Annotated in this window: 8 protein-coding genes; 4 read left to right on the forward strand and 4 right to left on the reverse strand. The window is 70.8% G+C overall.

What is annotated here, in order from left to right; all coding sequences use genetic code 11:
- Positions 1–503: 503 nt before the first annotated feature.
- A complete protein-coding gene (locus AB0D74_RS16280) occupies positions 504–5,441 on the forward strand; it encodes an NAD-glutamate dehydrogenase (RefSeq protein WP_362586088.1) in 4,938 nt (1,645 codons plus the stop codon).
- A 67-nt stretch (positions 5,442–5,508) separates the two neighbouring features.
- Here AB0D74_RS16280 and AB0D74_RS16285 read toward each other — a convergent pair whose 3' ends face one another.
- Both AB0D74_RS16285 and AB0D74_RS16290 read right to left on the reverse strand, forming a co-directional pair.
- Entirely contained in the window at positions 5,509–6,414 is a 906-nt protein-coding gene (locus AB0D74_RS16285) for an ABC transporter ATP-binding protein (RefSeq protein ID WP_362586833.1), read from the reverse strand.
- A 22-nt stretch (positions 6,415–6,436) separates the two neighbouring features.
- Complete coding sequence (locus tag AB0D74_RS16290) at positions 6,437–7,354, reverse strand: ABC transporter permease (RefSeq protein WP_362586091.1); 918 nt, start codon at positions 7,352–7,354, stop codon at positions 6,437–6,439.
- A gap of 401 nt (positions 7,355–7,755) precedes the next feature.
- Here AB0D74_RS16290 and AB0D74_RS16295 point away from each other — a divergent pair, with 401 nt between their 5' ends.
- The 3 genes from AB0D74_RS16295 to AB0D74_RS16305 all read left to right on the forward strand — a co-directional run bounded on the left by AB0D74_RS16295 (position 7,756) and on the right by AB0D74_RS16305 (position 9,887).
- A complete protein-coding gene (locus AB0D74_RS16295; RefSeq protein WP_362586094.1) occupies positions 7,756–8,394 on the forward strand; it encodes a TetR/AcrR family transcriptional regulator in 639 nt (212 codons plus the stop codon).
- Between the two features lie 79 nt (positions 8,395–8,473).
- Positions 8,474–8,851, forward strand: coding sequence for a DoxX family protein (locus AB0D74_RS16300; protein WP_362586096.1), 378 nt, complete (start codon positions 8,474–8,476; stop codon positions 8,849–8,851).
- A 103-nt stretch (positions 8,852–8,954) separates the two neighbouring features.
- Entirely contained in the window at positions 8,955–9,887 is a 933-nt protein-coding gene (locus AB0D74_RS16305) for an RNA polymerase sigma-70 factor (RefSeq protein ID WP_362586099.1), read from the forward strand.
- 77 nt (positions 9,888–9,964) lie between these two features.
- Here AB0D74_RS16305 and galE read toward each other — a convergent pair whose 3' ends face one another.
- Positions 9,965–10,945 carry a UDP-glucose 4-epimerase GalE gene (gene galE, locus AB0D74_RS16310; protein ID WP_362586102.1) on the reverse strand — a complete coding sequence of 327 codons (981 nt, stop codon included), beginning with the start codon at positions 10,943–10,945 and terminating at the stop codon, positions 9,965–9,967.
- A 52-nt stretch (positions 10,946–10,997) separates the two neighbouring features.
- Complete coding sequence (locus AB0D74_RS16315; protein WP_362586836.1) at positions 10,998–12,215, reverse strand: glycosyltransferase family 87 protein; 1,218 nt, start codon at positions 12,213–12,215, stop codon at positions 10,998–11,000.
- Positions 12,216–12,520: the final 305 nt, after the last annotated feature.

A 12,520-nucleotide genomic window follows, 5' to 3' on the forward strand; every position in this document is an offset into this window, starting at 1 on the left:
CTGCGGCACGCCTGCCCGCAGCTGGGTAGCGCCCGCACCATCGCCGTCCGTTTTCAGCCACCCCCCGCTCCTATGTCGGCCAAGCCCGCGCAGCGCCCTGTGCAGAACGTCAAAGTTCCGCCCCCTGTTTTGTACACATACGGCTCATGACGGCCCCCCGGTCGGGAGCGATAGCCTTGGTGGCGTGATCAGCGCGATAGTTCGCGGGGGCATCGGTGCCCCTGCCCTGCGCCCGGTGAGCACGGAACACCTCCGTGACCGGGCGGCGGTCGCTGGTCTTCCCGGGCGGAGGGCGCCGAAGGCGGCCCAGGCAGGAGCGCTGCCGAGAGCAGCATCACACCTGCCGAGCAGCTCAAATATGGCTCAATACCCCCCGCTCGTCTCACCCTGCGGCATAGCGTCGGAGCAGACCGGAGAACCCGGCCGTGGCGTCGAGCCGCAGGGGGAAGAGCCCGTACTTCCTTCTACGTCACGCAATGGCGCGCGACAGGAGCCAGAGGACAATGCAGACCAAGCTGGACGAAGCCAAGGCCGAGCTGCTCGATCGGGCCGCCCGGGTAGCTGAGAACAGCCCGGCCGGGGGGCACCTACCGACTGGGACGACGGGAGAGGCGGACCGGGAGTCCGTCTTCGCGTTCCTCCAGCGCTACTACCTGCACACCGCACCGGAGGACCTGGCCGACCGCGACCCGGTCGACGTCTTCGGCGCGGCCGTCTCGCACTACCGTCTCGCCGAGACCCGCCCGCAGGGCACCGCGAACGTCCGGGTGCACACCCCGAGCGTCGAGGAGAACGGCTGGACCTGCACCCACACGGTGGTGGAGGTCGTCACCGACGACATGCCCTTCCTCGTGGACTCGGTCACCAACGAGCTGACCCGGCAGGGCCGCGGGATCCACGTCGTCATTCACCCGCAGATCGCCGTCCGCCGCGACCTCACCGGCAAGCTGATCGAGGTGCTGCCCACCCCGGCCGTCGGCGAGGAACTGCCGCACGACACGTACACCGAGTCCTGGATCCACGTCGAGATCGACCGGGAGACCGACCGCTCCGACCTCAAGCAGATCACCGCCGACCTGCTGCGCGTGCTCTCCGACGTCCGTGAGGCCGTCGAGGACTGGGAGAAGATGCGCGAGGCGGCCGTCCGCGTCGCCGAGGACCTCGGCGAGGAGCCGGTCCCCGCCGACCTGCCGCGCCCCGAGGTCGAGGAGGCCCGCGAGCTGCTGCGCTGGCTGGCCGACGACCACTTCACCTTCCTCGGCTTCCGCGAGTACCAGCTGCGCGACGACGACTCGCTGGCCGCCGTACCCGGCACCGGACTCGGCATCCTGCGCTCCGACCCGCAGCACTCCGGCGAGGAGGGCCACCCGGTCAGCCCCTCCTTCGAGCGGCTCCCGGCCGACGCGCGCGCCAAGGCCCGTGAGCACAAGCTCCTCGTCCTGACCAAGGCCAACAGCCGGGCGACCGTGCACCGGCCGTCGTACCTGGACTACGTCGGCGTCAAGAAGTTCGACGCGGACGGCAACGTGGTGGGTGAGCGGCGCTTCCTGGGCCTGTTCTCGTCGGCCGCCTACACCGAGTCGGTGCGCCGGGTGCCGGTGATCCGCCGCAAGGTCGACGCCGTGCTGGAGCGGGCGGGCTTCTCGCCCAACAGCCACGACGGCCGTGACCTGATGCAGATCATGGAGACCTACCCGCGCGACGACATGTTCCAGACCCCGGTCCCGGAGCTGGAGTCGATCGTCACGAGCGTGCTCTACCTCCAGGAGCGCCGCCGGCTGCGGCTCTACCTGCGCCAGGACGAGTACGGCCGCTACTACTCGGCCCTCGTCTACCTCCCGCGCGACCGCTACACCACCGGCGTCCGGCTGCGGATCATCGACATCCTGAAGGAGGAGCTCGGCGGCATCAGCGTCGACTTCACGGCCTGGAACACCGAGTCGATCCTCTCCCGGCTGCACTTCGTCGTGCGCGTCCCGCAGGGCACCGAGCTGCCCGAGCTCTCCGACACCGACAAGGACCGCATCGAGGCCCGCCTGGTCGAGGCGGCCCGCTCCTGGGCCGACGCGTTCGCCGAGGCGCTCAACGCCGAGTGCGGCGAGGAGCGCGCGGCCGAGCTGCAGCGCCGCTACACCAACTCCTTCCCCGAGGGCTACAAGGCCGACCACACCCCGCGCGCGGCGGTCGCCGACCTGGTCCACCTGGAGCGCCTCACCGAGGAGCCGGGCAACGACTTCGCGCTCAGCCTCTACGAGCCGGTGGGCGCCGCTCCCGGCGAGCGCCGCTTCAAGATCTACCGCAAGGGCGCGGCGATCTCCCTCTCGGCCGTGCTGCCGGTGCTGAACCGGCTGGGCGTCGAGGTGATCGACGAGCGGCCGTACGAACTGCGTTGCGCGGACCGGACGACCGCGTGGATCTACGACTTCGGGCTGCGCATGCCGAAGGTGTCCGGCGGCGGCAACGGCGACTACCTCGGCGACGACGGCCGGGAGCGTTTCCAGGACGCGTTCGCGGCGACCTGGACCGGCCTCGCGGAGAACGACGGCTTCAACGCGTTGGTGCTGAGCGCCGGGCTGACCTGGCGGCAGGCGATGGTGCTGCGGGCGTACGCGAAGTACCTGCGGCAGGCCGGTTCCACGTTCAGCCAGGACTACATGGAGACCACCCTCCGCAACAACGTCCACACCACCCGGCTGCTCGTCTCCCTGTTCGAGGCGCGGATGTCGCCGGACCGGCAGAAGGCCGGCCTGGAGATCACCGACGCCCTCCTGGAGGAGCTGGACGCGGCCCTCGACCAGGTGGCGAGTCTCGACGAGGACCGCATCCTGCGTTCCTTCCTGACCGTCATCAAGGCGACGCTGCGCACCAACTTCTTCCAGGAGACGGCCGAGGGCAAGCCGCACTCCTACGTCTCCATGAAGTTCGACCCGCAGGCCATCCCGGACCTCCCGGCGCCCCGCCCGGCGTTCGAGATCTGGGTGTACTCGCCGCGGGTCGAGGGCGTGCACCTGCGCTTCGGCAAGGTCGCGCGCGGCGGTCTGCGCTGGTCCGACCGGCGTGAGGACTTCCGTACCGAGATCCTCGGCCTGGTCAAGGCGCAGATGGTGAAGAACACCGTCATCGTGCCGGTCGGCGCCAAGGGCGGCTTCGTCGCCAAGCAGCTGCCCGACCCGGGCGTGGACCGGGACGCGTGGCTCGCCGAGGGCATCGCCAGCTACAAGACGTTCATCTCGGCGCTGCTCGACATCACCGACAACATGGTGGCCGGCGAGGTCGTGCCCCCGCAGGACGTGGTCCGGCACGACGAGGACGACACCTACCTGGTGGTCGCGGCCGACAAGGGCACGGCGACGTTCTCCGACATCGCCAACGAGGTCGCCGAGAGCTACAACTTCTGGCTCGGCGACGCCTTCGCCTCCGGCGGCTCCGCGGGCTACGACCACAAGGGCATGGGCATCACCGCGCGCGGCGCCTGGGAGTCCGTGAAGCGGCACTTCCGCGAGCTGGGCGTCGACACCCAGAGCGAGGACTTCACGGTCGTCGGCATCGGCGACATGTCCGGTGACGTGTTCGGCAACGGCATGCTGCTCAGCGAGCACATCCGCCTGGTCGCCGCCTTCGACCACCGGCACATCTTCATCGACCCGAACCCGGACGCGGCCACCTCCTACGCCGAGCGCCGCCGCCTGTTCGACCTGCCCCGCTCCAGCTGGGGCGACTACAACACCGACCTGCTCTCGGCGGGCGGCGGGATCTTCCCGCGCAGCGCCAAGGCCATCCCGGTCAACGGCCACATCCGCGAGGTCCTCGGCATCGAGGAGAAGGTCGCCAAGCTGACCCCGGCCGACCTGATGAAGGCGATCCTCGGGGCGCCGGTCGACCTGCTGTGGAACGGCGGCATCGGCACCTACGTCAAGGCGTCGACCGAGTCCAACGCGGACGTCGGCGACAAGGCCAACGACGCCATCCGCGTCGACGGCGCCGACCTGCGCGTCAAGGTCGTCGGCGAGGGCGGCAACCTGGGCCTGACCCAGCTGGGCCGGATCGAGTTCGCCCGCCAGGGCGGCAAGATCAACACCGACGCCATCGACAACAGCGCCGGCGTGGACACCTCCGACCACGAGGTGAACATCAAGATCCTGCTCAACGGCGTGGTCGCGGACGGCGACATGACGGTCAAGCAGCGCAACAAGCTGCTCGCCGAGATGACCGACGAGGTCGGCGCCCTGGTGCTGCGCAACAACTACGCGCAGAACGTGGCGATCGCCAACGCGCTCGCCCAGTCCGGGGACATGCTCCACGCCCAGCAGCGCTTCCTGCGCCACCTGGTCAGGGAGGGCCACCTCGACCGGGCCCTGGAGTTCCTGCCCACCGACCGCCAGATCCGCGAGCGCATCGGCACCGGCCAGGGCCTGACCGGCCCGGAGACGGCCGTCCTGCTGGCGTACACGAAGATCACGGTCGCCGACGAGCTGCTGGCCACCTCGCTGCCGGACGACCCGTACCTGAGCAGCCTGCTGCACGCGTACTTCCCGACGGCCCTGCGCGACCGGTTCGCCGCCGCGCTCGCCACCCACCCGCTGCGCCGCGAGATCACCACCACGGTCCTGGTCAACGACACCGTCAACACCGGTGGCACGACCTACCTGCACCGGCTGCGCGAGGAGACCGGGGCCTCCCTGGAGGAGATCGTCCGGGCGCAGACCGCGGCCCGCGCGATCTTCCGCTCGGCCCCGGTGTGGGACGCGGTGGAGGAACTGGACAACAAGGTCGACGCGGCCGTCCAGACCCGGATCCGGCTGCACTCCCGCCGCCTGGTGGAGCGCGGCACCCGCTGGCTGCTGAACAACCGGCCGCAGCCGCTCCAGCTCCTGGAGACCGTCGACTTCTTCTCCGAGCGGGTCGAACAGGTCTGGCAGCAGCTGCCGAAGCTGCTGCGCGGCGCGGACCTGGAGTGGTACCAGCACGTGTACGACGAGCTGTCCGGCGCCGGCGTGCCGGCCGAGGTCGCGACCCGCGTGGCCGGCTTCTCCTCCGCCTTCCCGGCGCTGGACATCGTCTCGGTGGCCGACCGCACGGGCAAGGAGCCGCTGGACGTCGCCGAGGTCTACTACGACCTCGCCGACCGGCTCGGCGTCACCCAGCTGATGGACCGCATCATCGAGCTCCCGCGGGCCGACCGCTGGCAGTCGATGGCCCGCGCCTCCATCCGCGAGGACCTGTACGCGGCCCACGCGATGCTCACCGCCGACGTCCTCGCCGCGGGCAACGGCACGTCGACGCCTGAGCAGCGGTACGAGGCCTGGGAGCAGAAGAACACCGCGATCCTGGGCCGGGCCCGCACCACCCTGGAGGAGATCCGCAGCTCGGACTCCTTCGACCTGGCCAACCTCTCGGTGGCCATGCGGACGATGCGGACGCTGCTGCGCACGCACTCGTAGCCGTACGACAGAGAGAGGCGCCCCGGACCGGTGAGGTCCGGGGCGCCTCTCTCTGTCGCTGACCGGGTCAGGAAGGCTGGGCGATCCTCGGGGCGTCGGCCTGCGCCGGGGGCGTGGTTTTCGGCTTCGGCTTCGGCTTGGGCTTCGCCTTGGTCTTGTCGGACTTGTCGCCGGTGAAGGCCTCGTACTCGGCGAGGACGTCCTCGGTCAGCCCGTCCATGCGCAGCACGCCGCGCTCCAGCCACAGCACCCGCTCGCAGGTGTCGCGGATGGACTTGTTGTTGTGGCTGACCAGGAAGACCGTGCCCGCGTGCTGGCGCAGTTCGCGGATGCGCTCCTCGGACCGCATGCGGAAGGACGCGTCACCGGTGGCCAGGGCCTCGTCGATGAGCAGGACGTCGTGGTCCTTGGCGGCGGCGATGGAGAAGCGCAGCCGGGCGCCCATGCCGGAGGAGTAGGTCCGCATCGGGAGGGTGATGAAGTCGCCCTTCTCGTTGATGCCGGAGAAGTCGACGATGTCCTGGTAGCGCTCCTTGATCTCCTCGCGGGACATGCCCATGGCGAGGCCGCCGAGGTAGACGTTCTTCTCGCCGGTCAGGTCGCCCATCAGGGCCGCGTTGACGCCGAGGAGGGAGGGCTGGCCGTCGGTGTAGATGGCGCCGTTCTCCACGGGGAGCAGGCCGGCGACCGCCTTGAGCAGGGTCGACTTGCCGGAGCCGTTGCTGCCGATCAGGCCGATCGCCTCGCCCTTGTAGGCGACGAAGGAGACGTTCTTGACCGCGTGCACCGTGCGGACGCCCGCCGCGTTCTCGGCCCGCTTCTTGCCGCGCAGCATGCGGTTGAGGGCGGCGGTGGCGGAGCCGCGTCCGGCGCCGGTGCCGTTGACCCGGTAGATGATGTCGACGCCGTCGCAGACGACGGTGGGGATGTCGCTCACGGTGCGGGGCTCACGATCGACGGGTGCCTCGTCCATGCCGGGGGTGTCGCTCAGGTTCTCAGCCACGGCCGTACGTCTCCTCAGCCTTCCAGAAGTAGATGAACCCGCCGACTCCGACGACCACGGCCCAGCCGGTCGCGACGAGCCACACGTGCGGCGGCAGCTGGCTGCCGTGGAAGCTGTCGATCAGGGAGTAGCGCATCAGGTCGATGTAGACGGCGGCCGGGTTGTCCTTGAGGACCGGACCCACCCAGTCCGGCATGCCCTTGTGCTTGCCGGTCAGCTTGTCGATGCTCCACATGACGCCGGAGATGTACATCCAGGTGCGCAGCACGAACGGCATCAGCTGGGAGATGTCCGGGGTCTTGGCGCCCCAGCGGGCCATGATCAGCGACATGCCGGTGTTGAACATGAACTGCAGGAGCAGCGCCGGGATGGCCAGCACCCAGGAGGCGGAGACCGGCACGCCGAAGCAGAGCAGGATGACGACCAGGGCGCACATGGAGAACAGCAGCTGCTGGAGCTGCTGGAGGCAGAAGGAGATCGGGAGCGCGGCCCGCGGGAAGTGCAGGGCGCGGACGAGACCGAGGTTGCCGGCGATCGCGCGGGTGCCGGTCATGATCGAGCTCGACGTGAACGTCCAGATGAACACGCCCGTGACCAGGAACGGGATGTAGTCCGGCACACCCTTCTTGGACTCCAGCAGGATGCCGAAGATGAAGTAGTACACCGTGGCGTTCAGCAGCGGGGTCATGACCTGCCAGACCTGGCCGAGCTTCGCCTGGGCGTACTGGGCGGTGAGCTTGGCGGTGGCGAACGCGACGATGAAGTGCCGTCGGGCCCACAGCTGGCCGATGTACTGGGGCAGGGAGGGACGGGCGCCGCTGACCGAGAGACCGTGCCGGGCGGCGAGTGCCGCGAGGTCGTCCTCGGCCGTGACCGGGGCCGGGGGCGGTGTGTGGAGAACCTGGGTCACATCCGCTGCTTTCACTCGGAGGGTGGGGGTGCGGCGTCCGGCGGGGGCCGGGCCCGTACATCCGGCGTTTGCTTACGCTTCTCTTCACGTTTTCTTACGTCGGGACGGGACCGTATCGTCGCAACGGGAGCGTAGGCCGAGTTGGCGTCGGAACGCAACCGTTTCGTCGTCACGGAAGGATGTGTGCCGTAACACTTTCGAGGTCGGGGCGCGACCGATTCGTTGTGGTGTGTTGCGGTCACGTGTTCGGTACGGCGGTGAGCTGGGGCGTGTTCAGTGCGACCGCGTCGTGACCGCACTGCGGCCGTGCCGCGACCGTGCCGCGACCGCGTTGCGGCGTTCGGGTGGCGGCACGGTGTCGGTGTGTCGTCGGAACGCAACCGTTTCGTCGTTACGCCCCTATGCTGGGAGACATGACGACGAACGCCGAGGAGTCCCAGACGCGTCCGCGCCGACGAGCCCCCGCCGGGGCGGCCGTCCTCCGCGAGGACGTGACCGAGGCCATCCGGGCCGCCGTCTTCGAGGAGCTCGCGGCGGTCGGGTATGCCCGGATGTCGATCGAGGGCATCGCGCGCCGGGCCGGCGTCGGCAAGACCGCCGTCTACCGCCGCTGGCGCTCCAAGCTGCACCTGGTCCTCGACGTCGTCTCGGCCCTCGCCGTGATGGGCCTGCCGGTGCCCGACACCGGCTCCCTCGAGGGCGACCTGCGGCTGCTGTACGAGGTCACGTCCCGTGCGCTGCGCCATCCGGTCGCCTCCCAGATCATCCCGGACCTGCAGGCCGAGGCGGCACGCAACCCCGACATCGCCGAGGCCATGCAGAAGACGCTGCGCGAGGGCCAGGAGGGCGTCGCCAGCAAGATCATCGAGGCGGCGCAGCGGCGCGGTGAGCTCGCCGAGGGCCTCGACGACGACCTGGCCATGGACCTGATCTCCGGGCCGCTGTACTGGCGCTCGGTGGTGATCCGCACCCCGAAGCTGCCGAAGGGGTACCTGGCGGCGCTGGCCCGCGGGACCACGGAGGCGCTCAAGGCGCTGTAACCACTCGGGCGCGGATGTCACAGGCGCGGCGGCCGTCTCGTCGTAGAGGGCGCAGACATCCTCGATCAGGGAGTGGACGATGAACCTTGCGCTGTGGATCACCGCCGGGCTGCTCGCGGCGGTGGCGCTGGCCGGCGGGATCAGCAAGACGTTCGTGCCGCGGGAGAAGCTGGCCGCGGCGCACGGCGGCGGCTGGACCGGTGACGTCGGCGACGGTTTCGTGCGGACGCTCGGCGTCCTCGAACTCCTGGCCGCGGCGGGCCTGGTCCTGCCCGCCGTCACCGGCATCGCGCCGGTGCTGGTGCCGGTGACCGCCACCGCCTGGATCCTGCTGATGATCGGCGCGATGATCACCCATGGCCGGCGCGGCGAGCGGGCGTTCGTGGCGCTGAACCTGTTCTACCTGGCGCTGGCGCTGGCCGTCGCGGTGGGCCGGTTCGGCCCGGGCGCCTTCTGACAGGGCACCGGAACCGACCGGGCGCCGGGCCTGACCGGGCACCGGGACATGGGGTACATCGGGCTTGCGGAAGCGGGGGAGTGGACATGGCGGGGGAGTGGACATGAAGGACAGGGCCAGGGCCGAGGAGTTCCAGGAGCTGCGACCGCTGCTGTTCTCGATCGCGTACCGGCTGCTGGGCAGCGTCGGCGAGGCCGAGGACGCCGTCCAGGAGGCCTGGCTGCGCTTCGCCGGCTCGCCGACCGAGGTCAGGTCGCCGAAGGCGTTCCTGTCGGCGGCGGTGACCCGGATCTCGATCGACGTGCTGCGCTCGGCCCGGGTCCGGCGCGAGGAGTACGTCGGCCCGTGGTTCCCCGAGCCGCTGCTCGCCGACCCCTACGAGGATCCGGTGCGGTCGGCGGAGCTGGCCGACTCGGTGTCGATGGCGGCCCTGCTGCTCCTGGAGCGGCTCAGCCCGCTGGAGCGTGCGGTCTTCGTCCTGCGCGAGGTGTTCGACTTCGGCTTCCCCGAGGTCGCGTCGGCGGTCGGCCGCTCGGAGGCCGCCTGCCGCCAGCTGGCGGTCCGGGCCCGGCGCCACATGGCCGACGGCCGCCCCCGCTTCGAGGCGGACCGCAGGGAGCGCGACGAACTGGCCGCACGTTTCTTCGAGGCCCTCCACGAAGGTGACCTGGCCGGCCTGCGGGACCTGCTCGCCGCCGACGTGTCGCTGGTCGGCGACGCCGGCGGCAAGGCCCCGCAGCTGGCCCGCGCGGTGCTGGGCGCCCAGAACGTGGCCCGCCTCCTCGCCGCCGTCGTCCCGCTGCTGTTCCGGATCGACGTCACCTGCGAGCAGCACGAGGTCAACGGCCAGCCCGGCGCGATCTTCCGCGACCGGAACGGCAAGGTCCTCCAGACCTTCGCCCTCGACATCCTCGACGGCCACGTCCAGGCGATCCGCCTCGTCCTCAACCCCGACAAACTCGCCCACGTGGGCCCGGTGGCGGACGCCTGGGCCATCACCGAGGAGATCAAACAGGCCCGCAGACCCACGGAGTGACAGAGCCTCAGGCGACAGGGTCGTCGGGCCGGTGGTCGGGGTCGTGGTGCGGTGGGCCCGGCGGTTCGGGTGGTGTGTCAGTCGTGGGTCGCTTCCGGATGGAGGCGTACCCAGCCGTCCCAGGCGGAGGTGATCATGTCGTGGACGTCGTGTTTGGCCTTCCAGCCGAGTTCGGTGGTGATGCGGTCGGCGGAGGCGACGACGCGGGCCGGGTCGCCGGGGCGGCGGGGGGCGACGGCAGGGGGGAGGTCGTAGCCGGTGACGGCGTTGATGCGGTCGATCATCTCGCGGACCGAGACACCCTCGCCGCGCCCGATGTTGAGCGTGAGCGCACGGCCCGGCTCGGCCTGGAGGGCGCGGGCCGCGGCCACGTGGGCCTCGGCGAGGTCGACCACGTGGATGTAGTCGCGGACGCAGGTGCCGTCCGGGGTCGCGTAGTCGTCGCCGAAGATGCGCGGCGCCGCGTGCTCCGTGAGCTTCTCGAAGACCATCGGGACGAGGTTGTAGACGCCGACGTCGGCGAGTTCGGGGCGGGCCGCGCCGGCCACGTTGAAGTAGCGGAGCGAGGCGGTGGACAGGCCGGTGGCCCGGCCCGTCGCGCGGACCAGCCACTCGCCCGCCAGCTTCGTCTCGCCGTACGGCGACATCGGCACGCACGGCGTCTCCTCCGTCACCAGGTCGACGTCCGGCATGCCGTAGACCGCCGCGGAGGAGGAGAACACGAAGGACGGGACCTGGGCCTCCGTCACGGCCCGGAGCAGGACGCGCAGGCCTTCGACGTTCTCGTGGTAGTAGTGCAGCGGGCGGTCCACCGACTCCCCGACCTGCTTCTTCGCGGCCAGGTGCACGACCCCGGTCACCTCGTGCTCGGCCAGGACCCGCGCGACCTTCTCACCGTCCAGTGTGGAGCCCGTCACCAGCGGCACGTCCTCCGGCAGGCGCTCGGCGATGCCGGTGGACAGGTCGTCGTACACCACCGTCCGCTCGCCCGCCTCCGCCATCGCGCGTACGACATGCGCCCCGATGTAGCCGGCGCCGCCGGTGATCAGCCAGGTCATGTGTGGCCGTCCCCTCCGTGAGTTGGCCCGTGGTGTTGGCCCGTGGTGTTCGTCAGCCGCGGTCACTCCTCAGTGAACCAGGTGCCGCCGACATCTGTGGACGGGCCGTGTGACGTACCGCGGTCATGCGGACACCTGCCGTGTTCTCGCGGCGGCGGGTGGCGCGCCACAGCCGGGTCAGGGAGAGCACGGCGGCCGTGGCGAGCAGCCCGTTGCGGGCGAGCATCAGCAGGCAGCCGGTCCAGGTGCAGTGGACGACCTCGGCGTAGAACGCGGGGTAGGCGACGGCACTCAGCGCGGTCGCCGCCAGGACGAGCGCGGCGACCGGACGCTGGGTGGTGTGCCGGGAGGTCAGGCAGACGGCGGCCAGGCCGAGCAGCCAGATCATGTACTGCGGACTGATCACCCGGCTGGTGACGGTGAACAGGAGTACGGCGCTCAGCGCCGCGTCGTACGGCGTGGCCGGGGACCAGTGCCGGGCCCGGACCCGCCACAGCACCAGCAGCGCGAAGGCGACCGCGGTGAGCGCGAGGGAGACGGTCGCGACCGCGTGCACGTGCGGGCCGACCAGCTCGATCGCGCCGTACTGGTAGCGGGTGGTGCCCCGCCAGCCGGCGTGCCGCGCGAGGCTCAGCGCGGTCCCGCCGAGCGACTCGATCTGCACGCCCCGGCCGCCCTGCTGACGGAGGAAGGCGAGCGGGTTGCGGAAGGACACCACGAAGACGGCGAGGGTCACGGCCCCCGTCAGGGCCGCGGTCAGCCACGCCCCGCGGGTCGGACGTCCGCGCTCCAGGCCCAGCAGCACCAGCGCCGGCCACACCTTCACCAGCGCGCCCAGTGCCGCGAGCGCACCGCACGCGCGCGTGGAGCGCGACAGCGCCAGCAGCGAGAGCACGGCGAAAGCGGTGACCTCCACGTCGTAGCGGGCCAGCGGGAGGTGCAGGAGGAGCGGCAGACCGCCGGTCCACAGGGCCGCGCCGAGGAGCGTGCGGCCGGGGCGCCGGCCCGCGCGGGCGAGAGCCGCCGTGACCAGCGCGTCGGTGGCCAGGGTGAGCGCCACGAACGCCTGGAAATAGCTGAGTCCGGGCACCAGCCCCGGCGCGAGCAGCACCGCGCCGGCACCCGGCGGGTACTGCCACAACGTGTCGTGGGCCGGGAACGCGCCGTGCGACAGCACGCCGTACCAGTGGAAGTACAGCCGCCACACTTCGCGCGCGACCGATCCGTGCCCCAGCGACCGCTCGTTGTTGTGGGCGAGGAGCCACAGCATCACCGCGCGCGTGACCGCCCAGGCGACGGCGAGGCGGAGCAGCGGCGGGAAGAGGCGGGGGGGAAGGCGCGGGAGTCGAACAGGCGGGGCGAACGGGACGCGCGGAAGCGGAGTGTACGGGTGGCGGTTCATCGACCGCGAGCGTAAGCCGCGCGGATGGTGTATCCATGCCGATACGCCGTCAATACCCGGCAAAGGTTGGCTAATCGCAAAAGATCGGGCCGTGGTGAGTATCGGGCCTCTCGTAAGAACACATCCGCGTACGACACGAACAGAAGACGACAGCCGGCCGGCTCCACGGAGTC

It is taken from the genome of Streptomyces sp. NPDC048278 (assembly GCF_040652195.1).
Classification (GTDB): Bacteria; Actinomycetota; Actinomycetes; order Streptomycetales; family Streptomycetaceae; genus Streptomyces.

Excerpts from the sequence above, each read along its gene's own strand:
- AB0D74_RS16280 (WP_362586088.1), top strand. The coding sequence starts at position 504 with ATGCAGACCAAGCTGGACGAAGCCAAGGCCGAGCTGCTCGATCGGGCC.
- AB0D74_RS16285 (WP_362586833.1), bottom strand. The coding sequence starts at position 6,414 with ATGGACGAGGCACCCGTCGATCGTGAGCCCCGCACCGTGAGCGACATC.
- AB0D74_RS16295 (WP_362586094.1), top strand. The coding sequence starts at position 7,756 with ATGCTGGGAGACATGACGACGAACGCCGAGGAGTCCCAGACGCGTCCG.
- AB0D74_RS16300 (WP_362586096.1), top strand. The coding sequence starts at position 8,474 with ATGAACCTTGCGCTGTGGATCACCGCCGGGCTGCTCGCGGCGGTGGCG.
- AB0D74_RS16305 (WP_362586099.1), top strand. The coding sequence starts at position 8,955 with ATGAAGGACAGGGCCAGGGCCGAGGAGTTCCAGGAGCTGCGACCGCTG.
- galE (WP_362586102.1), bottom strand. The coding sequence starts at position 10,945 with ATGACCTGGCTGATCACCGGCGGCGCCGGCTACATCGGGGCGCATGTC.
- AB0D74_RS16315 (WP_362586836.1), bottom strand. The coding sequence starts at position 12,215 with ATGCTGTGGCTCCTCGCCCACAACAACGAGCGGTCGCTGGGGCACGGA.